Origin of the sequence: Pedobacter lithocola (assembly GCF_042650845.1) — a bacterium.
GTDB lineage: Bacteria > Bacteroidota > Bacteroidia > Sphingobacteriales > Sphingobacteriaceae > Pedobacter > Pedobacter lithocola.
Map to the genome: position 1 here is coordinate 225,611 of NZ_JBHSBW010000016.1, position 22,922 is coordinate 248,532.

The 22,922-nt window shown below is 34.3% G+C and carries 25 protein-coding genes; 9 read left to right on the forward strand and 16 right to left on the reverse strand.

The window, feature by feature from the left end; all coding sequences use genetic code 11:
- The first annotated feature begins 1 nt into the window (after nucleotide 1).
- The 4 genes from ACFOWA_RS19030 (at nucleotide 2) to ACFOWA_RS19045 (ending at nucleotide 3,952) form a co-directional block, all read left to right on the forward strand.
- Nucleotides 2–610 (forward strand): ribonuclease HII, encoded by a 609-nt coding sequence (locus ACFOWA_RS19030; RefSeq protein WP_378988387.1) that lies wholly within the window; start codon nucleotides 2–4, stop codon nucleotides 608–610.
- Between the two features lie 21 nt (nucleotides 611–631).
- A complete protein-coding gene (locus ACFOWA_RS19035) occupies nucleotides 632–1,834 on the forward strand; it encodes a glycosyltransferase family 4 protein (RefSeq protein ID WP_378988389.1) in 1,203 nt (400 codons plus the stop codon).
- Between the two features lie 241 nt (nucleotides 1,835–2,075).
- Nucleotides 2,076–3,155 (forward strand): glycine cleavage system aminomethyltransferase GcvT, encoded by a 1,080-nt coding sequence (gcvT, locus tag ACFOWA_RS19040; protein ID WP_378988391.1) that lies wholly within the window; start codon nucleotides 2,076–2,078, stop codon nucleotides 3,153–3,155.
- Nucleotides 3,156–3,238: 83 nt separating this feature from the next.
- Nucleotides 3,239–3,952, forward strand: a complete 714-nt coding sequence (locus ACFOWA_RS19045) for a 2-phosphosulfolactate phosphatase (protein ID WP_378988393.1) — start codon at nucleotides 3,239–3,241, stop codon at nucleotides 3,950–3,952.
- Between the two features lie 6 nt (nucleotides 3,953–3,958).
- Here the strand turns inward: ACFOWA_RS19045 and ACFOWA_RS19050 are convergent, their stop codons facing one another.
- The 3 genes from ACFOWA_RS19050 to gldB form a co-directional block, all read right to left on the reverse strand.
- Nucleotides 3,959–5,227 (reverse strand): hypothetical protein, encoded by a 1,269-nt coding sequence (locus ACFOWA_RS19050; RefSeq protein WP_378988394.1) that lies wholly within the window; start codon nucleotides 5,225–5,227, stop codon nucleotides 3,959–3,961.
- A complete protein-coding gene (locus ACFOWA_RS19055) occupies nucleotides 5,224–5,994 on the reverse strand; it encodes a patatin-like phospholipase family protein (RefSeq protein WP_378988396.1) in 771 nt (256 codons plus the stop codon). The genes ACFOWA_RS19050 and ACFOWA_RS19055 overlap by 4 nt, the downstream gene beginning before the upstream one ends.
- Before the next feature lie 98 nt (nucleotides 5,995–6,092).
- Nucleotides 6,093–7,127, reverse strand: a complete 1,035-nt coding sequence (gene gldB / locus ACFOWA_RS19060) for a gliding motility lipoprotein GldB (RefSeq protein WP_378988398.1) — start codon at nucleotides 7,125–7,127, stop codon at nucleotides 6,093–6,095.
- Between the two features lie 217 nt (nucleotides 7,128–7,344).
- Between gldB and ACFOWA_RS19065 the strand changes: the two genes are divergently transcribed.
- Complete coding sequence (locus ACFOWA_RS19065; protein ID WP_378988400.1) at nucleotides 7,345–8,985, forward strand: NAD+ synthase; 1,641 nt, start codon at nucleotides 7,345–7,347, stop codon at nucleotides 8,983–8,985.
- Nucleotides 8,986–9,064: 79 nt separating this feature from the next.
- Entirely contained in the window at nucleotides 9,065–9,754 is a 690-nt protein-coding gene (locus ACFOWA_RS19070; RefSeq protein WP_378988402.1) for a helix-turn-helix transcriptional regulator, read from the forward strand.
- Nucleotides 9,755–9,823: 69 nt separating this feature from the next.
- On the opposite strand, the gene ACFOWA_RS19075 is transcribed toward ACFOWA_RS19070, so the two are convergent.
- From ACFOWA_RS19075 to rsmI, 8 genes are all read right to left on the reverse strand, one after another.
- Entirely contained in the window at nucleotides 9,824–10,240 is a 417-nt protein-coding gene (locus ACFOWA_RS19075; protein WP_378988404.1) for an OsmC family protein, read from the reverse strand.
- 109 nt (nucleotides 10,241–10,349) lie between these two features.
- The gene (gene lspA / locus ACFOWA_RS19080; RefSeq protein WP_378988406.1) at nucleotides 10,350–10,865 is read right to left on the reverse strand and encodes a signal peptidase II; all 516 of its coding nucleotides are present in this window, start codon (nucleotides 10,863–10,865) and stop codon (nucleotides 10,350–10,352) included.
- 6 nt (nucleotides 10,866–10,871) lie between these two features.
- A complete protein-coding gene (locus tag ACFOWA_RS19085) occupies nucleotides 10,872–11,342 on the reverse strand; it encodes a DinB family protein (protein WP_378988408.1) in 471 nt (156 codons plus the stop codon).
- Nucleotides 11,314–12,951, reverse strand: a complete 1,638-nt coding sequence (lnt, locus tag ACFOWA_RS19090; RefSeq protein ID WP_378988410.1) for an apolipoprotein N-acyltransferase — start codon at nucleotides 12,949–12,951, stop codon at nucleotides 11,314–11,316. The genes ACFOWA_RS19085 and lnt overlap by 29 nt, the downstream gene beginning before the upstream one ends.
- Nucleotides 12,952–13,027: 76 nt before the next feature.
- The gene (locus tag ACFOWA_RS19095; RefSeq protein WP_378988412.1) at nucleotides 13,028–13,681 is read right to left on the reverse strand and encodes a PH domain-containing protein; all 654 of its coding nucleotides are present in this window, start codon (nucleotides 13,679–13,681) and stop codon (nucleotides 13,028–13,030) included.
- 16 nt (nucleotides 13,682–13,697) lie between these two features.
- Nucleotides 13,698–14,027 carry a HepT-like ribonuclease domain-containing protein gene (locus tag ACFOWA_RS19100; RefSeq protein ID WP_378988929.1) on the reverse strand — a complete coding sequence of 110 codons (330 nt, stop codon included), beginning with the start codon at nucleotides 14,025–14,027 and terminating at the stop codon, nucleotides 13,698–13,700.
- Nucleotide 14,028: 1 nt separating this feature from the next.
- Nucleotides 14,029–14,331, reverse strand: coding sequence for a nucleotidyltransferase family protein (locus tag ACFOWA_RS19105; protein ID WP_378988414.1), 303 nt, complete (start codon nucleotides 14,329–14,331; stop codon nucleotides 14,029–14,031).
- Between the two features lie 18 nt (nucleotides 14,332–14,349).
- Complete coding sequence (rsmI, locus tag ACFOWA_RS19110) at nucleotides 14,350–15,063, reverse strand: 16S rRNA (cytidine(1402)-2'-O)-methyltransferase (protein ID WP_378988416.1); 714 nt, start codon at nucleotides 15,061–15,063, stop codon at nucleotides 14,350–14,352.
- A gap of 116 nt (nucleotides 15,064–15,179) precedes the next feature.
- Between rsmI and serS the strand changes: the two genes are divergently transcribed.
- Nucleotides 15,180–16,451 carry a serine--tRNA ligase gene (gene serS / locus ACFOWA_RS19115; protein ID WP_378988418.1) on the forward strand — a complete coding sequence of 424 codons (1,272 nt, stop codon included), beginning with the start codon at nucleotides 15,180–15,182 and terminating at the stop codon, nucleotides 16,449–16,451.
- A gap of 216 nt (nucleotides 16,452–16,667) precedes the next feature.
- Here the strand turns inward: serS and ACFOWA_RS19120 are convergent, their stop codons facing one another.
- The 5 genes from ACFOWA_RS19120 to fabV all read right to left on the reverse strand — a co-directional run bounded on the left by ACFOWA_RS19120 (nucleotide 16,668) and on the right by fabV (nucleotide 20,967).
- Complete coding sequence (locus ACFOWA_RS19120; protein ID WP_378988420.1) at nucleotides 16,668–16,979, reverse strand: hypothetical protein; 312 nt, start codon at nucleotides 16,977–16,979, stop codon at nucleotides 16,668–16,670.
- A 98-nt stretch (nucleotides 16,980–17,077) separates the two neighbouring features.
- Entirely contained in the window at nucleotides 17,078–17,764 is a 687-nt protein-coding gene (locus ACFOWA_RS19125) for an SIMPL domain-containing protein (protein ID WP_378988423.1), read from the reverse strand.
- Nucleotides 17,765–18,357: 593 nt separating this feature from the next.
- Nucleotides 18,358–18,810: a cold-shock protein gene (locus ACFOWA_RS19130; RefSeq protein ID WP_109926476.1), complete on the reverse strand. Its 453-nt coding sequence runs from the start codon at nucleotides 18,808–18,810 to the stop codon at nucleotides 18,358–18,360.
- A 324-nt stretch (nucleotides 18,811–19,134) separates the two neighbouring features.
- Nucleotides 19,135–19,677: a GNAT family N-acetyltransferase gene (locus ACFOWA_RS19135; protein ID WP_378988425.1), complete on the reverse strand. Its 543-nt coding sequence runs from the start codon at nucleotides 19,675–19,677 to the stop codon at nucleotides 19,135–19,137.
- A gap of 96 nt (nucleotides 19,678–19,773) precedes the next feature.
- Nucleotides 19,774–20,967, reverse strand: a complete 1,194-nt coding sequence (gene fabV / locus ACFOWA_RS19140) for an enoyl-ACP reductase FabV (protein ID WP_378988427.1) — start codon at nucleotides 20,965–20,967, stop codon at nucleotides 19,774–19,776.
- A gap of 243 nt (nucleotides 20,968–21,210) precedes the next feature.
- Between fabV and ACFOWA_RS19145 the strand changes: the two genes are divergently transcribed.
- Nucleotides 21,211–21,915, forward strand: a complete 705-nt coding sequence (locus ACFOWA_RS19145; RefSeq protein ID WP_378988429.1) for a DUF2490 domain-containing protein — start codon at nucleotides 21,211–21,213, stop codon at nucleotides 21,913–21,915.
- Nucleotides 21,916–22,000: 85 nt separating this feature from the next.
- The gene (locus ACFOWA_RS19150; protein WP_378988431.1) at nucleotides 22,001–22,891 is read left to right on the forward strand and encodes a hypothetical protein; all 891 of its coding nucleotides are present in this window, start codon (nucleotides 22,001–22,003) and stop codon (nucleotides 22,889–22,891) included.
- The last annotated feature ends 31 nt before the right edge of the window (nucleotides 22,892–22,922 follow it).

Below are 22,922 nucleotides of genomic sequence, written 5' to 3' on the forward strand. Positions count from 1 at the left end.
CATGTTGTTAAGATGTTTTCAGGAAGAGTTTTTAGAAGCAGGTTGTGATGAAGCCGGTAGAGGTTGCTTAGCAGGTCCGGTGTTTGCTGCTGCTGTAATTTTACCTGAAGGCTTCACCTTAGATGGCTTAAATGATTCTAAACAGCTTTCTCATGTTCAACGAGAATTACTAAGACCAGTAATTGAAAAAGAAGCCTTAGCTTGGGCAGTTGCATCATGCGACCACGATGAAATTGATAAAATAAATATTCTAAATGCTTCATTTCTTGCTATGCACCGGGCAATTGAAAAGCTGCAATGTAAACCCCAATATTTAGTAATCGATGGTAATCGGTTTAAAGCTTATGCTCAAATTCCGCACAGTTGCATTGTAAAAGGCGATGGAAAATATTTAAACATTGCGGCAGCATCTATTTTAGCGAAAACGCATCGCGATGAATATATGACAAATCTTCATTCAGATTATCCCCATTATAATTGGCAACAAAACAAGGGATATCCTACAATTTCACATCGTAAAGCGGTTATAGAAATTGGCTTATCGCCATTTCATCGTAAAACATTTAATGTAAGCGACCCACAACTTAATTTGTTTTCAAAAGCAGTCTAATTTTCGTATTTTCACCACATTGTGAAAATTCTGTTAATTACTAAGCGGATTCCCTTCCCGCCAAATAGTGGTTATCCAATTGTGGTTTACAACACCATGAAAGGCCTGCTACAGCTTGGTGCAGATATCACTTTGTTCAGCTTAAACCCTGCAAATGCCAGGTTAGATTTAGAAGATATTTCCGACCCTGTTTTTGATTCGGTAAAAACCCATACACACGATTTAGATACCGAAGTAACGATGTGGTCGGCGTTTTTTAATATTTTCACAAACGAATCTTATAATGTTTCCAGGTATTACACAGAGGAAGCCGCCCGACAGTTGGAAAGTTTACTTCGAGAGAATAGTTTTGATATCATACAATTCGAAGGGCTTTTTGTTGTGCCTTACCTTGATATTGTTAAGGCAAACAGTAACGCCAAATTAATTTACCGAGCGCATAATATCGAATTTACAATGTGGGAACGACGTTCTCATTCAGAAAATTTTCTTATCAGGCGTAAATATCTGGCATTTCTATCGCACAGGCTTAAGGCCTATGAAATGGAGCAGATTAATCGTTTCCATCAAATATTTGCCATAAGTGAACCCGATAGACAAAGCATTTTGCGTTTTGGTTGCGAAGTACCAATGTCTGTTTTTCCGGTTGCCATCGATTTGGAAAAGTATAAGGTTGATAAAACGAAAACCAGTTTCCCAACGCTGTTTCATTTGGGTGCTATGGATTGGCGACCAAATCAAGAAGGCTTGGAATGGTTTCTGGATGACATCTGGCCGGATATAGAGAAACTAAATAAAGACCTCAGGTTTTACATTGCGGGCAAAAATATGCAAAAACACTTTTTCGATTACGATTCGGATAACCTAATTGTAGAAGGTGAGGTTTTTGATGCAGTCGAATTTATGAATTCGAAGGCGATTATGATTGTACCCTTAATTTCTGGAACAGGCATGCGGGTTAAAATTATCGAAGGAATGGCCTTGAAAAAATGTATCATTGCAACAACAACAGCCGCCGAAGGTATAAACTGCAAACATGGGCATGATATTTTAATTGCCGATTCTGCTGATGAATTTTACCGCTCAATTTTACAATGCATTATTAATCCAAAACGATGGATGGAAATTGGAGAAAATGCTCGTAAAACAGTAGAAAACGACCACGGTATTAATCTAATCTCCTCAAAAATGCTTAAGATTTATGAAGAGTTAATTAGGAGCTAAGAAAAGCTGATAAAACATTTATTCTGGATAATTATTTATCATTGCTTGATAGCATATGTGTATAAAATTCCTTTAGAAACAATATAGATGGCTTTTAAATTTTGCTTTAAAACATGCCAATTTCTTAGTAGTTTTGCCGCAAGCTTTAGATAACCAAAATTCATGTTAATTTACTGTGCCACAATTATCGCACTAAGTAACAGAATCATTTTTAGCACCATAGAAAAATCATAAAAAACGAATGAAAAACACCGCATTAACAGAAAAACACATTGCTTTAGGAGCTAAAATTGTTCCGTTTGCAGGTTATAACATGCCTGTAACTTACGAGGGTATAAATGCAGAACATGCAACAGTTCGTAATGGTGTGGGTGTTTTTGATGTTAGCCACATGGGTGAATTTATTTTGAAAGGTGAAAATGCGTTAGATTTAATTCAAAGGGTTACAAGTAACGATGCCTCAAAATTATATGATGGTAAGGTTCAATATTCCTGCTTACCCAATAAAGATGGTGGTATTGTTGATGACCTTTTGGTATATCGTATAGATGAGAAAAGCTATCTGTTGGTGGTAAATGCATCAAACATAGAAAAGGATTGGAACTGGATTAAGCAGTTTAATGATAAAGATGTAGAGATGCACAACATTTCTGATAAAACATCATTACTGGCAATTCAAGGACCTAAAGCTGCGGATGCTTTACAAACTTTAACTGATGTGGATTTAGCATCAATGGAATATTACACCTTTGTAAAAGGTACTTTTGCCGGAGTAAGTAATGTTATAATTTCTGCAACAGGTTACACAGGTGCTGGCGGTTTCGAAATTTATTTTGATAACGAACATGCCGATAAAATTTGGGATGCAATTTTTGAAGCAGGTAAAGCTTATAATATTAAACCTATTGGTTTGGGCGCTCGAGATACATTGCGGTTAGAAATGGGCTTCTGTTTATATGGAAATGATATAGATGACGGCACCTCTCCAATTGAAGCTGGTTTAGGATGGATTACAAAATTTACAAAAACATTTACCAATTCTGAAGCATTATTAGCACAAAAAGAAGCTGGTATTCAGAAGAAATTGGTTGGTTTTGAAATGATTGATAGAGGTATTCCTCGCCATGATTATGAAATTGCCGATTCAGAAGGGAACATCATTGGAAAAGTAACTTCTGGAACGCAAGCGCCATCGTTGCAAAAGGCAATCGGAATGGGCTATGTAACTAAAGATTTCAGTAAAGAAGGTACAGAGATTTTCATCAATATTCGCAACACACCTATTAAGGCTAAAGTCGTTAAATTCCCTTTTTATAAATAAGATTTGAGACATCAGATATGTGATTTGAGAGCAAAATGTTTTTAAATCACATATCGCAAATCTCAATACTCAAATCTCAAAAAATGTCAAAAAAAATAGAAGTTTGCTTAACACCTGCTTTAATCGATTTATACGATATCGAAGATAGTATTGTTGTTGTTATAGATATTTTAAGAGCAACATCTTCCATAACTTATGGTATTGAAAATGGTGCTGAAGCAATAATACCCGTAGCTAACGTAGAAGACTGTTTGAAATATGCAGATAAAGGTTATCTGCTGGCTGCAGAAAGAAATGGTGAGGTTGTTAATGGCTATGATTTTGGTAACTCGCCATTCTCTTATACCAAAGAAAAAGTTGGTGGCAAAACGATTGTTTTAACAACCACTAACGGAACTAAAGCTTTGCATTTAGCAAATAAAAGAGCATATCAGGTTGTAATTGGCGCTTTCTTGAATTTAGATTCCCTTTGTGATTATTTACAAAGTCAGAATAAAAATGTGCTACTGCTTTGTGCTGGTTGGAAAGATCAGTTCAACTTAGAAGATACCTTATTTGCGGGAGCAGTTGTAAATAAACTTCGCAAAAATTTCGAACATTTCGATGATTCTAGCGTTGCTGCAGAAGATTTATATTTACTAGCAAAAGATGATTTGAGAAAATATCTTCATAAATCATCTCATAGTAACCGACTTGCAGAACTAAATATTGAGGATGATGTTGTGTTTTGTTTACAGTTAAATACTTGCAGTGCAATTCCTGTTTTAGAGGGTGAAAGATTGGTGAAGTTGAAATAAGTTATTTTATCGATGAAAGGCAATTATGCAGCTTCCAATTCCAAGCAGCAAAAGTATGCCACCAATAAAGTAGACCAATTGTTTTTGTACATCAATTTTATAGCTTCTTAAGGAGGTATAGTAAGGCTCTAAAATTGCTAAAGGAGTATTGTCCATTCTGATAAGTATAACTCTGTAAAAACTTGCCTTGTTTTTTAACATATGCTCAAAATCTTTTTGTGCCTTTTGCTGGAATTCAGTAATTAAAAAAGTCCTGCCTTCGGTAGAGATGGATTTACTGATTTTTTGTTCAGATTCCTTTCGTAGCCAAACGTTATCAAAGTTATTATTTAAATCTATTGCACGAGTTTCAATATAATGTGCTACAGGAAATACGGAACTTTTTCTTGAATTGGTACCCACTTTATAACTGGCAATAATATTATCTAAGCTTCCTTGAATATTTTTAATGTAAAAAAACTTTTCATTTTTATGAAGAAATACTTCTTTCGGATATAATATACTCTGCGGTTTATTTGTTAATTCATTTAAACACTTTATTGTTGGAAATAATAGAATAACTGCAATAACAGGGAAAAGCAGTATTAAGATTGATGTTGAAGAGAGACGAAAATAGTTTCTTTTCAAACTCTTTTTCGTGACGAAATGCCAGAATAATAGCGCAATTAAAAGCCCAATTGTTAATGCCAATAAAAAGTTGTTAGAGTTATTAAATAAGGATATTACACTAAAAACTAAGGTTGTAAAAAGAAAAAGAATTAAAATATTAATTAATGCAAACCAAAAAGCTTTTTTAAAGCTATTAAATTTAGGATTGGATTTCGCTGTAATTAACGGTAAATGTTGAGCTAAAAAGTTTTTTAGTTTACCACTTTCTTTTGTATTTGCCAAAAGATAACGATATGTACTAAAATCCTTTTTGTAAAGTATTAATGAAGTATCATAACGGGTATTCACTTCACCAACTTCAAACCCTCTGAGATCATTAAGATCAAAGGTCATATCAACACCTCTTTTAATAAAGCTATTATCTTGTTCGATTACAATTTTTCCATCTTTAAAGTATATTTTTGCTTTACTTTTTGCAATACCAGATAAAGCATATCCCGCAGCTAAAGCGCCTGCAAAAATCAATAAGATATAGCCTATATTTTTTGGATGGAAAGTGGTCATCAAACCAAATTCTATTATGAAAAATGTAATTAGAAAGATTAAATTCTGCCAGAATATTAATGCGGTTTTTACTACAAAAACCTCAGTATTCTCTTCTATCATTTTGTAATCAATTCCGAAATGGTAGGACTATTTTTGATGGTTATCAATGCCTCTTCGTGTGCTAACCAGTAAATGTCTTCTGCTCTTTTCATGTCAAAAGTACTTATAGCACCCAATCCTTTTGGCTCTATAACCACATTACAAAATTTAGCCTTTCGCTCCATATCATGGTTGATTGACATGATGCCTGCTCTGCCCATTAAATTGGTTATTCCGGTGATTTTATCTACAGGCTTAAGGTGATTACAAGAAGAGCCAATGATAAAATCACATTCTCCCATCAAAGGCTCTACCGGAAAATTATTCAAAATTCCACCATCAACATACATTTGTCCATCAATCATTATCGGTTTAAAAATACCTGGAATACAGCTTGAAGCATGAATTGCACGAATCAGCGGTCCTTTTGTAAAATAAACTAACCTACCTTCACTAAAATTCACGGCTGCAATGGTTAGCGGAATTTTTAATTTTTCAATAGAGTTTTCGGGGAAATATTCTTTAAGAATTTGCGAGGTATTTTCGATGTTAATCAAACCTAAAGAACCAACTGCTGGTCTAATGAAACGCCAAAGTTTGGTTTTCAAAAAAATGCTTAAGCCTTCTTCCGGGTCGATACCGGCAGCGAAAAAGGCTCCTGCTATTGCACCAGCACTCGTGCCACTGATGTGGCTAAAAGTAATACCTAAATTGCTAAATGCTTTCAGCACACCAAGGTGCGCAATTCCTCTAATTCCCCCGCCTGATAATACGATTCCAACTTTCATATATGTAGAAGTAGTCTTGGTGTTAGATTTAAGAATGCCGATTTGTTACGGATATATTGATGAAATTTGAATACACATTAAATAAAAAAAGCCACAACCTATTTTTTCTTTGGTTTATATTTCGATTCATTTAAAATCTTTTGTGCATCGTTATTTGTCATTAACTGTTGCAAGGAAACATCCGGATGCTCTTTCATATACTTCTTAACAATTTGCCAGCCTGTCCACACGCCTAATTTTGGTGCCGATTCTCGGTTTTCGCCTAATCCTGGAGTAAATGGTCCATCAGATAAATACACCTGAATTTTCTGGTAATCTGTTTCATACAAGGTATTGTTTTCCAAAAAGTATGCCCAAATATCTGGTTCAAAATTTTGTACCCATCCTAATTGATTTGAAGTGTAACCAATTTTTGTTGAGTCGGCAACGCTTTCTGGTAAAACCTCATCAAGAAAGTAGAGTATCTTGCCCTGAAAAATCATTTTTGATAATAAAGTTCTGTTTCCATCCGGTTCAGTGAAAAGTTCTTCATGAGCAAAAGTTTCGGCAACCCGAGGCACAATATTATCCGGAGTAAACCGTCTAGACAAATAAAGTGGAACACTTTCTACAATCCCTCGATAAAATTTACTGTCTTTACCCAAAAAAGTGTCCAAGCCAATTCCCAGGTAACCTTCTCCAATTGGAGTTGGGTACGAAAAGCCCGAAACAAATGAAATGAAACGAGGTACCTTGATATTTGGATAGTAATATTTTATGTATTTAAAAGTTTCAGTTAGGCCTTCTTCCTGTAGTTTAAGATTTGGATAAACGCTTTGTACCTCCTTCATTAAATCGCTGTAAGCTGTGTCGTTATATAGCGTGTTTATTATCTCAGGATTACTATATTCTGGCGTTCCAACCATTTTATGAATATAATCATCGTAAAAGAAATTATATTTTTTCTGAAGTACAGCATCAGTTTGTGCTACATTTTTACCTTTTCCTGCAAACAAATCAATATCAAATCGTTCAATTTTTACATCAACATTTATATTGCTTACATCAGGGCGATTGCTTTGCTTGCATGATACCAGGATTAGTGCAAACAGGCAAATTAAGTATAAGGGCTTTTGTGTTATTTTATCTTTCATTAGTATCAAAATTAGAGAAAAGTGCTCAGCAAATTCAAATACAATAAAAAATTAAATTGCAAGTCTGCACAAGTTTTATCACTAAGCCGCTCTCTCAATTATATATCAGGCTAAACACGATTTATTATCAGAGTATTTATAAATTTGAAGATAAATCAAAAAGGGAAGAACAGCTTAAAATCCTTTTCGATTTAGTAAATTGGTAATTAAAATTAACATGAAAATAGCTTTAGCGCAACTTAACTATCATATCGGCAATTTCGAATCTAACACACAAAAAATAATTAGCAATATTCAGTTAGCTAAGCATAAAGGTGCTGATTTAGTTGTATTCGCAGAGTTGGCAATTTGTGGCTATCCACCACGAGATTTTCTTGAGTCAGAAGAATTTATTTTACTATGTGAACAGTCGGCGCAAGAAATTGCAAAGCATTGTATAGATATTGCTTGTATTGTTGGTTTACCCATAAAAAACGATGTTTTACAGGGTAAAGATTTATTTAATGCTGCCTATTTTATTGAAGATGGAAAAGTAAAATCTATTGCAAAAAAAACTTTGCTTCCAACTTATGATGTGTTTGATGAATATCGTTATTTTGAACCAGCTACAACATTTAATTGTATCGATTTTAAAGGCAAAAGGATTGCTTTAACCATTTGTGAAGATTTATGGAATATCAATGATAATCCATTATATGTGTCTAATCCGATGGATGATTTAATTAAGCAGCAGCCCGATTTGATGATAAATATAGCTGCATCGCCTTTTTCTTACACCCATGATGATGCACGAATTAAAGTACTTTCTGATAATGCAACGAAATACCATTTGCCGGTGTTTTATGTCAATCAAATTGGTGCACAAACCGAAATTATATTTGATGGAGGTTCTTTAGTTTTTGATGCCGATGGCGCTATGAAGGCTGAAATGAAATATTTTGAAGAAGATTTACAGGTGTTTGATTTAGCCGAGGTAGAAAATGTTCGAAATAAATATCCTCAGCCAGAAAGATTAACAGATATTGAACAAATTCATGATGCTTTGGTACTTGGTATTCAAGATTATTTTAAAAAATCTGGATTTACAAAGGCAGTTTTAGGTTTATCTGGAGGAATAGATTCTGCAGTAGTTTGCGCTTTAGCTTGCAGGGCTTTGGGCGCAGAAAATGTAATGGCTGTTTTAATGCCGTCAAAATTTTCTTCTGATCATTCTGTTCAGGATGCATTGGATTTGGTTGAAAATATTGGTTGCATGCACGAAATTATCCCGATAAAAGATGTTGCAGCAGCTTTTGATAATATATTGGCCCCAGCATTTAAAGGTTTACCATTTAACTTAACAGAAGAAAATATTCAAGCCAGAATTCGTGGAACGATAGTGATGGCTATGAGCAATAAATTTGGCTATATTTTGCTCAACACATCTAACAAAAGTGAGTGCGCTGTTGGTTATGGAACATTGTACGGCGATATGTGTGGAGCAATTGGCATTATTGGTGATGTTTATAAGACGCAGGTTTTTCAATTGGCAAAATATATTAATAAGGAAAGAGAAATTATACCATTAAATACGATTGTTAAACCGCCTTCGGCAGAATTGAGACCAGATCAGAAGGATTCAGATTCGCTTCCTGAGTACGACATTTTGGATAAAATTTTATATGAGCACATCGAATTAAAACAAGGATCTACAGCATTAATTGCTAAAGGCTTTGATGAAGTTTTGGTAAAACGAATTTTAAAAATGGTAAATGTTGCAGAATTTAAGCGCTACCAAACACCACCAATTTTAAGGGTATCGCCAAAGGCTTTCGGAATGGGTAGGCGAATGCCAATTGTTGGTAAGTACTTGACATAAGTCATTAAATGCATTAGGTTTTTTGCTATCTACTTTACTTTGAGTATTTTAGCGTAAATCATTAAACCTAACGCTCCTCATGTTTAATCATCATAAACCCACACTTACTGCTGAAATGCAATCGTTGATAGATCAACATGCAGAAGGCTTTAATCAAATTCCTGGGGTAGTAATTATTCACGAAACAGAAAATTGGACGGTTGTTTACATGAGCGAAAGAGGTTTAAAACAACTTAAACTAACGCAAGATGAAGTTTGTAATTTAACCAACGCAGAATATTATTCAAGATATTTTAATGAAGAGGATGCTAAAGATTACGTTCCGAAAATAGGTGCATTTATGCATGCTAATAATAAAGAAGATACACTTAGTTATTACCAGCAATTAAAGTTTCCTGAAAATGATGGCTGGCAATGGCATTTATCAAGCACCAAAATATTTTTGCGTGATGAAGATGAGAAACCTGTCTTATCCATTACAATTTCAATTCCTATTGATGCCATGCATCATATGGCTGCAAAAGCCGATAAATTATTGGAAGAAAATAACTTTTTAAGAAATAACGTTGGGAACTTTTCCAAATTAAGCAGGCGTGAAAAAACAATTCTAAAAGAAATTTCCTTAGGTAAAAGTTCAATTGAAATCGCTTCTGAATTGCATATTTCTTCTACTACGGTTGATACACACAGGAGAAATATCAGAGATAAACTAAATGCGAAAACATCATACGAAATTGCACAATATGCAAGGGCTTTCGATTTGATATAAAGCAATAATTATCATGTTGAGCTAACCAAAACATTAAAAAGTTTTCGACTAGCTCAACAAGATTAAATTTTATACTAGTGTAGCATCTACAGAAATAGTAGTATCCAGTAATTTTGAAATAGGACAGTTCTTTTCCGCATCAGCCACTAATTCATCAAATTTTTCTTGAGATAAACCTGGTACAGTAGCGATTAATGTTAAGTGAGATTCTGTGATTTTACCTTGTGCAGGATCTAAATTTATAACACATTTGGTTTCCAGGTTTTCGGCTGTAAAACCTGCCTCGTCAATTTTAAAGGATATGGCCATGGTAAAACAACCTGCATGTGCCGCGGCAACTAATTCTTCAGGATTTGTACCTACACCTTCAGCAAAGCGAGAACCAAAGGAATATTGTGTGTTGCTTAAAGTTGTGCTTTGGGTTGTCAAATTTCCTTTGCCTTCCTTACCCGAACCTTGCCATACGGCTGTTGCATTTCTTTTCATTGTGAATTTTTTAAGAGTTGATTTAAGATTTTTAACACATAAAGATAATTATAAGTTCGTTGATAAAATACTATCTACATTAAGAATTTGTAATTTTTAATCGAAGATTTTAGTCTCTTTCGATTACAACTCTATGTTTAATTTTGCCTTTTATCGATTGAAATAATAAAATACCAACCCCAATCATTATCGAAATATCGGCAAAGTTAAATACCCCCGTTTCAAAAATTTTAAAGTCGAGATGCATAAAATCTGTTACCGAGCCATGAACAATTCTATCGTATAAATTTCCAATGCCTCCACCAATTAAAAAGCATAAAGCAATTTGCATTGTGCCAGGCAGGTTGCGATTAGAAAAAAGGTAATACAAGCCATAGCCTAAAAATAGAAGCGGTAAACCCGAAAGAATTATCAATCTAAAAACGTAAGGCATTTGGTCGCCAAGACTTAAAAACGCTCCGCTATTTTCTACTTTAGTAAGGGTAAAGGTATCTTTAATAATGCTTATATGCTCGTAATCGCTAATTCTGTTTCTTACAATATTTTTAGAAATTTGGTCGCAGCCAATGTTTAGCAGCAGAAAAAAGATTAAAAAAATTATCCTAAAGGTATGTTTTGAAGTCATATTAGTTTAACGAATAATATCAGCATCGGCAGGTATATAACCTAAATGCCTGCTTAAAGACATAATTTGTCCTTTATGGTGAAACTCATGCGTTGTTACATGGGTAAATAACTTAAGTGGACTTACCTCAATTATTTGTCCATGCCTTATAATTTTTAGACTGACATTATAATTATCTGCGTATGATGTAAAAAAATCATTTAGATAAGTGTTAACTACATCAAAGTAGGCAATACATGCGTCTAGGTTTTTATATTCTTCAAAGGGCTTGTAAGCAACAAATGTATTTAAAGCCCTTTCACCAATCCAGGCAGAATAAGTATCACAAATATGAACCAACAAATTGCGAATAGAACCTCTGCCAAAATTGCTATTTTCTTGTAAAAAATCTTCCTCTGATATGGTTCTAATATAATCTAAAATTGTATTTCTAGAATATAAAACAAAGCTATATTGTTGGGCTAGCAGATCTATCATTTTTTACCCATTTTTTATAAGGAATTACTAATGCTAACAGGATGGCTAATACGCTTAAAACTTTTGCAATAACATCACCAACTTTAACATAAAGTGTTATCTCATCATTTAAGTTTATATCAGCTTTAATAGCGGTTCTAGTCCACCATTTTGTTTTCTGCGTTACATCGCCACGTTGATTGATGAATGAAGAGATGCCTGTGTTTGCCGATCGGGCAATATTGCGATGGGTTTCAATTGCTCGTAGTTTGGCATACATTTGATGCTGATCTTTACCAGAAGTATTTCCCCACCAGCCATCGTTTGTAATTATGGCGATAAACTGTGCGCCATCTTTTACTTGCTGCGCAATCCAATCGCCCCATAAACTTTCATAACAAACAACAGGCGCAACACCTATACCGCTTTGAGCATATAAAACGCTAGGTTTATCTTGCCAGCCCCAACCACCAACACTTCCACCAAGCTCAGAAAATACACCATCAAGAAAAGAAAATACTTGTGGAAAGGGCATTTTCTCGGCACCGGGAACTAGTTTTGATTTATGGTAAAATTCTACTTTAGCCGAATTTTCAACTTGCATGGCAGAGTTAAAATTATCGAGATACATGCCATCAGGATATTTTTTTGCCGAAACCGTCTTTTTATCCTGATACCATTTAATGCTTTCTATGCCTGTTATTAATGTTCCGTTTTTGTACTTACTTAAAAAGTTTTGTAAGGTAAGGAAATCGGGATTGCTTCTAATTCTATCTTCATCTGCATAATTGGGGATTGCAGTTTCGGGCCAAATGAAATATTCTGTATTTGTTTGTCCGATAGAGTCGGATAAATGTGTTAGAATTTGAATTTGTTCTGCAGGTGGAATGACTTCAAGTTTTTTATATGGGTCGATGTTTGGCTGAACCACCACCACATTGCTTGGTGTGCCTTGCTCTACCGCATTAAAATATTTTGTTAAAGAAATTGCGGCAGGAATAATGACAACCAAGGCCCAAATTACTACAGGTTTAAATTTTAAAAATCCTGATTGATTTTTAAACTTCTTATAAGCTTCGAAGGCTAAGATGTTGCTTAATAATATCCAAAGTGAGCCACCATAAACTCCGGTATAATCATACCATTGAGCCAATTGATGCATTGCTGCGAAGCCATTGCCTAATGTCATCCAAGGGAAAGCTAAATCCCAGGTTTGTTGCAAGTATTCTAAAGCGATGTAAAAAGAGATTAATCCTAAATAAGCTATGTTTTTATTAACGTATTTGCTTAATCTGTAATACAACCAGAAGGCTAAAGTCATTAATGATGCGCCTAAACAATAAGGAATTAATGAAACTGGTATAGCTACAAATGTTTCATTGTAAGAGCTGATGGCATTATAAACCCAATAGGTTGATGCGGTATTCCAGATTAAAAATGTTAAGCCGGCAGTCAAAAAAATCCTTTTCCCAGTTTTTTTTATTCCGCTATTTGCAATACTTTCTATTGAAATAAACAATGGAACTAAAGCGATTAATAGTAATGGCGCTGTAAATGGCATTGGCGGCCAGGCTAGCCAAAGTAGAAAAGCGCTTAATATTGCTAGGGAATAGGTTTGGTTCTTATTCATTGTTAAGGAGATTTGTCATTCTGAGCTTGTCGAAGAAGGTTAAGCGTTTCGACAAGCTCAACTTGACACTCGAATATTACAAACTATCTAAAATTGCCGATTTTTTTGCTTCATATTCTTCTTGGGTTATTAGATGTTTATCGTATAAAGTTTTTAGCTTTCTGAGTTTTAATGTTGCCTCGTCTTCAGGTTCTTCTACAACTTCTGCTATTTGAAGTGGCTCAGGCTCATCAGTTATTGGCGTTTCGATTGTAGCAAAATCTGCAAATGGTTGTGGTATAGTGTTCGTTGTTGAAGCCATTTCACGGTTTTCTTCCAATTTTTGTTTGTGCAACAATTCTTTATATTCTTCTAACTGTTGGTTCGCTGCCTGATGCAATTTTCTCGCTTGTGTTTTCGGGATAAACTCGGTTACAATATTTTCGCCATGCTGCGGAACGCAAATAAACTTCGAGCCAAATAATTCTTCTTTAAAAGATATTTCCTTAACGCTTTTCCATGAAATGTCTTTAAAATTCATGGTTAAACCTAAGTTGCCGGGTTCACAATAAAAAATTCTCTTGTTTGTAATGGCAATGCTATCAGGTAATAAGTTTACAGCAGGCTTTTTCTGCACTGCTAGGTATAATATTTCTTCGCCTGTGGTTAAAAGGTCGTTTAATTTTCCGATAACTTTTTCAACCGCTTTTGGGTCTTGCTCGTCACTTAAAAATCTATCTATGCTAATCATAATGTTTTTAAAAATTTCATTGAAGGTAATTGTTTACTTCCTTTTGTAAAATTGGTATGTCTTTAATTATAATTTTCCATAGAACAATGTTGTTTGCATTATCATACGCATGAATTATTTTATTTCGTAAATCAACAATTTGTCTTGAGTAAGAAATAATGATTTCTGGATTTATCTTAAGCAATTTGTTAATCGCCTCACCGATAATCTCCAGCTCTCTTTCTACAGCTCTTCTTTTCGTTTTATTGTTTTTATAAACTTCAAAATCAAAATTATTATCTAAATGCTCATAGATGGATTCTATGGAAATCTTTATATCAGTAAGAAGTTTTTTTCTTCTAATAATCTCATAGAAGCTGAATTTTGCTTTGGTTAATGCTTTCTATTAGATATGGATTGCTTAATGTTTCTTCGGCAACTAAATCAACTTCTCTTTCTAATAAATCTTGCAAGGCATAAAGTAAGTTGAAATAATTATTTCCATAACTTTCAAAGTCTGATTTATTAGAAAAGTTAATTAGAAAATCGATGTCACTATCAGCTTTTAGGTTATTTTTAGCTGCACTTCCAAACAGATAAGCCTCCTTTACATCATATTTAATTAAAAGGTTTTTTATCTCTGGTAAATTATTTGAAATTAAGCTTTCCATTTTACTAAGTTAATAAATCTACTCTTCAGCATCATCATATTTATTTTTGCTTTTTGTAGCTGTTTTCCCTGCAATGCAAATTACAAATTCTCCTTTTAAAGTATTGTTTTCAAAATGTGATTTTATTTCTAATAATGTTCCACGTACAGTTTCTTCAAACATTTTAGTTAATTCGCGGCTTACTGATGCTTGTCTGTCTGCACCTAAATATTGTGCAAATTCTTCTAATGTTTTCAGTAAACGATGCGGACTTTCATAAAGTATAATGGTACGATCTTCTTCGGCAAGCTTTTTAAACTTTGTTTGTCGCCCTTTTTTAACTGGTAAAAATCCTTCGAAGCAAAAAGCATCGGCTGGTAAACCAGAATTTACAAGTGCCGGAACAAAGGCAGTTGCACCAGGCAAACATTCTACGGGGATTTCATTTTTTATCGCTTCGCGTACCAGGAAAAAACCTGGGTCGGAAATTGCCGGAGTGCCTGCATCAGAAATTAAAGCAATTTTTTGTCCTTCATTTAAAAATTTAATAATTTCTGAAGTTGCTTTATGCTCATTATGTTGATGGTGTGCAAACACCTTTTTATCAATACCAAAATGTTTAAGCATTGGCGCACTTGTACGGGTATCTTCGGCTAAAATTAAATCGCACTCCTTTAAAATGCGTATAGCCCTAAAGGTCATATCTTCTAGATTGCCAATTGGCGTTGGTACGAGAAATAGTTTTCCTTCCATAGTATCAAGAGTTCATCATTGCGAGGAGGAACGACAAAGCAATCTTATTGAGAGAGATTGCCACACCACGTTCGCAATGACGACTTAATTATTATCTTTGTGAAAAAATTAAAATAATGCTGCAAGTTAATTATATCCGCGAAAATAGAGAGAAAGTTTTAGAACGTTTAAGTGTACGTAACTTTAAACAACCAGAATTGGTAGATGAAATCATCAAGATTGATGAAGAACGTCGTTCAACACAAACTTCTCTTGATAGTATTTCTGCAGAAGCAAACGCAGCCGCTAAACAAGTAGGTGATTTGATGCGAGCCGGGAAAAAGGATGAAGCAGATGTTGTAAAAGCGCAAACTACTACACATAAAGAGAATATTAAAAACCTTACCGAAAAACTGAGTGAACTTGAACAGAATCAGTTTAATTTGGTTGTACAGCTGCCTAATTTACCTTACAATTTGGTGCCTACTGGTTCTACCGCCGAAGAAAATGAAGTTGTTTATTTACACGGAAAGCCAGCAGAATTGTCATCAGAAGCGCTACCACATTGGGAATTAGCAGCAAAGTATGATATTATAGATTTTGAATTGGGTGTTAAAATCACAGGTGCAGGTTTTCCGGTGTATAAAGGAAAGGGAGCGAGATTACAACGTGCTTTAATAAATTTCTTTCTGGATCATGCAACTGCTACCGGTTATAAAGAAATGCAGGTGCCGCATTTGGTTAATGCCGCCTCTGGTTTTGGTACTGGTCAGTTACCAGATAAAGAAGGACAAATGTATCATTCAACAGTTGATGATTTATACTTAATCCCGACAGCTGAAGTTCCTGTTACCAATTTATACCGTGATGTTATTTTAAAAGAGGAAGACCTACCAATAAAAAATACGGCTTACACGCCATGTTTTAGAAGAGAAGCAGGTTCTTACGGAGCCCACGTTCGGGGATTAAATCGCTTGCATCAATTTGATAAAGTTGAAGTTGTGCAAATTACACATCCTGATAAATCTTACGAAACCTTAGAAGATATGAGCAAGTACGTTCAATCTTTATTGCAAGAATTGGGTTTGCATTACCGCGTTTTACGTTTGTGTGGTGGCGATATGGGCTTTACTTCTGCAATGACATACGATATGGAAGTTTGGAGTGCCGCTCAAGAGCGTTGGTTAGAAGTTTCTTCTGTATCGAATTTTGAAACCTATCAGGCAAACCGATTAAAACTTCGTTTCAAAGGAAAAGAAGGTAAAGCGCAACTAGCACATACATTAAATGGTAGTGCCTTAGCTTTACCTCGTATTGTAGCCTCGATTTTAGAAAATTACCAAACAGAAAACGGAATTGTAATACCAGAGGTATTGAGAAAATATACAGGATTTGATATTATTGATTAGACTTAACTCTTTGAAAGCCGAAACTTATTTAAAGTTAGTGCATCCTTCTCCTTTAAATGAGGAAAAACGAAAACTAGTGCGTTTAGTCCAATACAAAATCTAGCTATTAAGCTTACCTAATTACAAACTTTAAAAAAGTGGCTTAACAAAAAAAGCTTTGCATTGCTGCAAAGCTTTTCGTTTTTATAGATAGATGTATTTTGAATGCTTTGAGAATTACAGAATCAAAATCAATAATAAAATGATGATGATAATTGCACCAACTGAAAGATAAACACCTCCAGAAACTGCACGAGCCTGACCTTTCAATTCTCTTAATTCGCTACGTAAAGCTTTACGTTCTGCTTTAGTTAAGTTAGATTTATCCATGTCTCTGATTTCTTCAACACGAGTTTTAATCTTTTCTAACTTTAAAGATTGTTCAGTAGTTAATTCTGTAGGGTTTTTAGCTTTTTCGGCAGCTTGAACTGAGTTAAAACTAACTCCTAAACTAAAAATAAGAGCTAAAGTGTAAATAAATTTTTTCATAATGTTTAATTTTTTTAGTGTTTAATGTCTGTTTAACAAAAAACCTACCAAAATGTTCCGGTAGGTTTTAAAAAGCGTTAAACTGAGTATTAAATCGTTTATTTAATTTCAAAAACAGCGTTTACAGTAAAATTTAGCTTAATTTTTTTGAAATCTATTTCTGGAGCGGCTTCTGTATCGGCCATTGCAGATTTCATCATGTAGTTTCTGTAAACAGGTTGTATAACATTGTCGCCACCATCCTGTATCTCTATTACACCACCCAACTTATCGCCAAGTGCCTCTACCATATAGGCAGCTTTTTCTTTTGCCGATAGTAATGCTTTAATTTTAAGTTCTTTTTTTAAGCTTTCAATTTTCGAGTAATCGTAACTTTCAATATTTGTGCTTGCAATTCCTTTAGGGTCAATTGCTTCCAATATCCCGTCAAATTTATATAAGTCAGTAACCTTTAAGCGGTATTGTTTGCTCGCCAAAAAATCGGGGTTTTTCTTTTTCTCTGTTGCGTAATTCCAGCTACTTAAATTACTAATGGTTAAGTTTTCTTTAGCAATTCCAGCCTTTTGAACCGCTGCATAAAGTTGTTTTTCCAAATCGGTAATTTCTATTTTTTTCTTTCCATTTAAATATTCCTTAAGCGAAATACTGATGTAAATAATGTCTGGAGTAACTTCAGTTTCTGCGGTACCACTAACATTAATTTTGCGGCGTAAATCTGTTTGTTGAGCCATCGCTGTAGATAAACCAAAAAATGCAACAAGTGCAATTGCTATTAACTTTTTCATATTTATTTTTCTTTTGTGTGTGTTGTAATGATGTTGGTTTAATACAAATTCCACACCGAGATTAATATTTTTTTAAAATTTATTGAAAATTTACGCTAGTAATTAATGGCTAAACCAGCCCCGCTATTCGTTACAAGTCCTCGCTTCGCTGTGGGCTTTTCACTCCTATCGGGTTTAAAAACAACAGGTTGTGCGGCTATGAAAATACAATCTTTGTGCAGAGAATCTTGTATAAAAATGCAATTTGAAGGGTTAGCATTTTCATGATAATATTTCATCAAATTACGTGCTCATTAAAATAAGAATTACATTTTTTTGCCAATTAAACCCGACAGAGCGTATAGCCCGGAATGAAAGCGAAGCGGCAATGAGGACTATAAGCGATGGCGGGACTGTTATAACCAAAGCATTACAGAACCGTGATTTCCTAGAATAAAAATATTAGAGGTTGAATAAAATTATGCGCAAGGTTTTATGCTTAAATAGACGGAAATATAAATGTTTATAAAACCTGGCGCAGCAGAATATTCTGCAGAATTTTAATCGTGGTGCAGCTTAAGAAAACTACAAATTGGAATACTAATTTTAGGTTTTTATACCTTTGAAACTTTAACAGCAGTTGGTCCTTTCTGACCCATTTCTACTTCGAACGTAACCTTATCGCCTTCTTTAATTTGGGTAACCAAACCATTTGCGTGAACAAAAATACTATCTTGAGTTTCTGTGTTTTTGATGAAACCATAACCTTTACTATCATTAAAGAAAGTAACGGTTCCTTTTTTCACAGGGTTTTCGTCAATAATATCTTCTTGTCTTGTTATACCAATTTGAACATCTTCGATGTTAAAGACCTTTTTCTTTTTCGGGTCTGGTGGGGTAGAGGAGATATTACCATTTTCATCAACGTATGCAAACATTTCTTCAAGAGCTAAGCCCTTTTTTGCATTAGACTGACGTTCTTCTTTTTTCTCTTGCTTGTCTTTTTGCTTTTTTAGTCGTTTTTTTTCGTTCTCTTTTTTACTGTATGTTGCCTGAGATTTAGCCATATTTATTTAATTGTTTTGTTTTTATGTGGAGTGAGTGGAATTCAGATTAATACAAATATAACAATACTAAAGCAGAATTACGATTTTATTCAATTTGTGTGTTATTATTTAAAGGCACTAAATTTTAAATGATTATCGCAAGTTTGCGGTTTATTTTGCCATAGCGGGTCAGAAAATAAGGGATCTAAAAATTAAATTTCCAGTTCAGTGTAAATCTGTGATCCTGTGGCAAACATCGTCTGTATTTATTTTGCCGCAGAGGTATAGAAATCGCCGAATAGAAAAAAGTTAGATGCTTAGTTCAGTGTTAAGCTGTTGCAAAAACTATATTGCATCTAATTTACTCTGCCATTTATCCTTTTCTATTTGATACACAAAATTCCATTTTATTGCTTCGCCGTAATAGGCTATTTCTATTTCACTAATCTTTACTGCACCCAATTTCTCCGCAGCTTTTTGTGAGCGAAAATTTGTTGCACCAATGTGCAAAATAACTTTATCTACAAGTTGAAATGCATAATCTAACATCAATTTTTTAAGTGATGCATTATAGCCTTTACCCCAAAACTTTCTCCCGATGAAGGTATAGCCAACGACAATAGAATTATTTTCTTCAAAATCATAAAATCTCGAACTGCCTACAACTTCACCAGTTATATTATCGTACACAATAAAAGCACTTCTTGATTCTATTGCGCCTTTAAAAAAGGTTTCGAAAACAGATTTTTTGTAGCGGTCTTTATTCGGATGTTGCTCCCAAATTAGTGGGTCGGAAGCAACTGCATATAGGCTATCAAAATCCTCATCCTTTAGCGGAATAACAGTAATCAAATCATTTTTTAAAGATGGTTGTAAATCAAAGTCCATTTGTTTGGTATTAAAAAAACGGCCGATTTTTAGGTCGGCCGTTGAGTTTATAATTTAAATTGCTATTAAAGCAATCATTTTTATGAAATTTGCTTTTTATTCAACTGAGCCTTCAATTTCTACCAATTCATTAGCATCTTTTTGATAATCAACCTTATCAATTTCGAAACCAAATAAACTTAAAAAGTCAGAACGGTAACCTGCTAAGTCGCCTATTGCAGGTAAGGTTTCAGTGGTAGCTTCTTGCCAAAGTTTTGCAACCTTTGCTTGTACATCTTCACGCATTTCCCAATCGTCAATTCTAATTCTACCTTGCTCATCAACAGGAACATCGCTGCCTGTATATAATCGCTCTGCGTATAAGCGTTGTATTTGTTCGATGGTACCTTCGTGAATGCCTTCTTCTTTCATTATTTTGTATAGCAATGAAATGTATAAAGGAATAACTGGGATAGCCGAACTTGCTTGCGTAACCAAAGCCTTATTAACAGAAACATACGCTTTGCCATTAATATCTTTCAATTTATCGGCAATTGTAAAAGCAGTTGCTTCCAAATCATCTTTCGCACGGCCAATTGTACCTTTACGGTAAACAGCTTCGGTTAACGACGGACCAATGTAAGAGTAAGCAACAGTTTTTGCACCTTCAGCTAATAGGTTTTCAGCTTTTAAGGCATCAATCCACATTGCCCAATCTTCGCCACCCATTACGGCTACTGTATTAGCAATATCCTCATCAGTTGCTGGTTCGATAGAAATTTCGCTAACATTTCCAGTATGAAAATCAACCGTTTTATTGGTGTAAGTACCACCGATTGGTTTTAAAGTAGAGCGGTGCAAAACTTCTGTATCAGGGTGTTTTCTTACAGGAGAAGCAAGGCTGTAAATCACTAAATCTACCTGGCCTAAATCAGCTTTAATAGTTGCTAATGTTCTTTCTTTAATTTCTTTAGAAAAAGCATCGCCATTTATGCTTTTTGCATACAAACCCGCCTCATGCGCTTCATGCTCAAAAGCTGCGCTATTGTACCAACCCGGAGATGCTGTTTTGCCTGCTGTAGGTGCTTTTTCGAAAAATACACCGATGGTAGCAGCGCCAGAACCATAAGCAGCGGTAATTCTTGATGCAAGACCAAAGCCCGTTGATGCTCCAATAACCAATACTTTTTTTGGTCCGTTGATGGTACCTTTTGATTTTACATATTCAATTTGGTTCTTTACGTTTTGTGCACAACCATCAGGATGCGCTGTTAAACAAATAAAGCCCCTCATTCTTGGTTCAATAATCATTTTGTTTTCTTTTACGTTTTGTAATAAGTCGAAAGTTAAATTTTAGCGTTTCAAAAGCAGCTAATGATAAAATTCTTTAACGAAGATAAATTTTTAATTGCTTAACGCTAAATGAAATTTAAATAAACAGATTTTTAATTGACAATTAAAATTGCCACATGTATTAATTCAGTGTTAAGTAGTTTGCTTTCTTAATTTTCTGTTAAATTAGCGGCATCAGATACCATCGGTTTAATTTCTTTTATGAAAAAATTAATATTCCTATTCTTATTGTGTACAGCTGCTTTTACAAAGCTATCTGCACAAACTCAATATCAAAATACAGGCTGGCTTTTTTTGCTTAACAATACCAAAATAAATAAAAAATGGGGTTTGCAATTTGATGTTCAGGTGCGTTCTGCAGATGATTGGAAGTATGTTAGAAATACTTTAGTTAGGCCTGCGGTACAATATTTCATAAACGATAAACTTAATGTTGCACTTGGTTATTTATGGCAAACCACTCAAAATCAAATTGATGGAAGTGCAAATACTAGTTTTGATGAACATAGAATTTTTGAACAGTACATTTATAATCATAAACTCAAAACGGTTTTTGTAAGCCATAGAGTTAGGGTAGAACAGCGATTTATAGAAAGAGCAAATGAAGATGTATTTGCACAGCGTTTCAGGTATTTTATTAGGTTAATTAAGCCTTTACAAAAACCACAACCTACATTTACCAAAGGCGCATTTATTGCATTGCAAAATGAGGTTTTCTTAAACTTTCAAAATAAGGCAAAAATAAACAATAGCGTATTCGATCAAAATCGGATATACCTGGCGGGAGGATATCGGTTCTCTAAGAAATTTGATATGGAGCTGGGATATATGAACCAGGCTGTAAAAAATACGAGCAGTCATACCAATAATAATATCGTTCAATTAGCACTTTACACAAGGTTTTAAAATCTGTAAGTCATTTTTTGTATCAGAACTATTACAAAATGTTTAAACTATTGTAATTGATAATCCTTTTCGCTCAATTTGCTGCGTGAAAAGATTTTCGTTACTATTTCTAGCGCTGTTATTTGGCAGGCGGATACATGCCCAACAGCTTAATACATCAACCACTGATGTTGCACCAACATCGAGAAGCTTATTTAATCCAGAACATAAAAGAAAAGACTCTCGTAAGGGTGATTTTTATTTTCATTGGGGATACAATCACTCTTGGTACAATAAGTCGGACATTAGATTTCAGGGTCCGAATTATGATTTTACATTAAAAGATGTTGTTGCTCACGATAGACAATCAAAATTAAGCTGGGAGTATCTTAACCCAGGATTAATTACTGTTCCTCAATATAATATTCGAATTGGTTATTTCATTAAAGATAATTATAGCATTTCTCTAGGTTGGGATCATATGAAATACGTGATGGATATCCCCCAAAACGTTGCAATTACTGGAAATATTGGTGCTAATATTTCTACTCAAAATGTATCAACAGGATTAATGGCAGGCAGCTATAATGGGCAAGTAATTAATGTGAAGGAAAGCATGCTTACTTACGAACATACTGATGGCTTTAATTATGCTAATGTAGAAGTAGAAAGATATGATGATATATGGGTTGCACCTGGAGGAAATACTTCATTAACGTTAGAAACGGGAATTGGTGGAGGTTTAATGGTTCCACGATCTGATGTGCGACTTTTTGGCTTGGGTAGAAACAATAATTTTAACGTGGCTGGTTATGGTGTATCTGCAAAGCTTGGTTTAAAATTCTACGTATGGAAAAATATTTACGTTCAAAATACAACAAAAGTTGGTGCAACTAAACTAACCAATGTGCACACAACCGGATTTAACGATTCTGATAAAGCAAGCCAAAAAATTAATTACCTGGAAAACATGTGGGTAATTGGCGTACAATTTTAATAATTAACTCTCGGTAGGATACCATTTTCTT